Source organism: Piscibacillus sp. B03 (genome assembly GCF_052246295.1).
GTDB lineage: Bacteria > Bacillota > Bacilli > Bacillales > Alkalibacillaceae > Piscibacillus.
Window position 1 is genome coordinate 1 of sequence record NZ_JBQQCO010000077.1, and the last position, 1,781, is coordinate 1,781.

The window sequence follows — 1,781 nt, forward strand, 5'->3', positions numbered from 1 at the left end:
TACTCTAAACATGTACTTTACTATAGTATTGAGCTCCAGAGATTAGCCCAAACTGGGCTAATCTTTTGTTTGTGATGGTTGTTGTCAATACCCAAGAATAAGCTATACGTGTCACACCTTTACTTGTATGACTATTCTTATAGGCATTCGCTTTGTTCATACCGAGCTTAATTAAGTTCTTTCTGCGGTTCTTAGGAGTTTTCCATTTTGTCCATATGCACATTCTTAACCGAACTCTCGTATGGGCGTCAATACTTTCTAAGACCTTTTTCATATAGCCTATTTTGAAATAGTTGACCCAACCTCTAATAAGTTGATTAATGCGTTCAACTTGATATTTTGTATCTACACTCCAGTTCCTTTTAGTTAACTGTTTTAACTTATATTTGAAGGATTCAATCGACTTTTCATGTGGTTTCGCAAGATAGTTATCTGTATAATAATCTTGTAGGAAACCAAATCCAAGAAATTTAAAGTCAGGGTTATTCGGTTTAGTCACTTGGGATTTAGCTGTGTTCACAATGAGTCCTAGCGTCTTTTCAATATACTTGGAGACCGATCGCATGACTCGATTGGCAGCCATTTCGCTCTTGACCATGATGATGCAATCATCGGCATATCTAACAAATCGAAGCCCTCGGCTTTCGAGTTCTTGGTCAAGCTCGTTTAGCATGATGTTACTCAACAGAGGAGATAGATTCCCTCCTTGCGGTGTTCCCACAATGGTTTCTTTATATCCCTCGTCTAGTTGGACTCCACTTACCAAAAACTTTCGAATAAGGGAGATAACATCGCCATCTTTTACAGTTCTTGAAATGAGATTCATGAGTCGGTCGTGATTCACTGTATCAAAGAAACGTTCTAGGTCTATATCTACTATCCACTCATAGCCATCATTCATAAACTCGAGCGCTTTCCGAATAGCCATTTCAGCGTTTTTACCTGGTCTAAACCCATAACTATGGTCATGAAATTGTTGGTTAAACAAAGGTGTTAGAACTTGTGTTACTGCTTGTTGAATTACTCTGTCCGTAACGGTCGGGATACCTAGCAATCGTTTCCCACCATTTGGTTTAGGGATTTCAACTCGTTTAACTGGAGATGGTTGATACGTTCTCTCTCTAATTTGGAGACGGATTTCTTGCCTGTTTTCTCGCATATGTTGAGGAAGCTTTTCAATCGTTAGGCCATCAACACCTGCAGCACCTTTATTTCTGATAACTTGTTTTTGTGCCCTTTCCAGGTTATCTATCCTTAGTATCTCCTCTAAAAGACTTCTATTGTACATGTTTGTCATTTCCCTTCTATCTCGTAAAGTCGGTATCCACTTTATCGCGATTTGCCAGTGGTCTTATTCCTCTTCCAACATAGATTTCCATAACGGTAAAATTGTTCAGCCCTTCGCTCTTTCTAGCTTTCACTAGACCTCTTCACTACTACGGCTTCGGCTGACTTCTCAGCACCCATGCTTATATCACTATAAACCTTTGGGATAGGTGATGAGATCTCCCCGGTTAAGGTGTGAGCTCTTTCACTCCATGTGTCCGCCATATATACACCGTATGATTAAAACTTGTAGCTATTGGACTTCAACTTCTTTCGCAGTCTTATCCTCATACGTTGCCTCTTATATGATTTCTGTTCGTCAAACCAGAGATTTGCCTAGAGCTTCCTTCAGATTCCGCGTCACCACGGACACCCTTGCCTTCAGCTATGTGCTTACCGCTACTTGGTCACACTCGGGACTTTCACCCGTTAGAGCTCACCCATGACGGGCAAAC

At 40.7% G+C, this 1,781-nt stretch carries 1 protein-coding gene; it reads right to left on the bottom strand.

The genetic code is table 11. The annotated features are described in order from the left end of the window. Positions 1-4: 4 nt before the first annotated feature. The gene (gene ltrA, locus ACTWQB_RS17165) at positions 5-1,297 is read right to left on the bottom strand and encodes a group II intron reverse transcriptase/maturase (protein WP_443140377.1); all 1,293 of its coding nucleotides are present in this window, start codon (positions 1,295-1,297) and stop codon (positions 5-7) included. Positions 1,298-1,781 lie beyond the last annotated feature (484 nt).

Coding starts and splice junctions, on each gene's coding strand:
- ltrA (WP_443140377.1), bottom strand. CDS start 1,297: ATGACAAACATGTACAATAGAAGTCTTTTAGAGGAGATACTAAGGATA.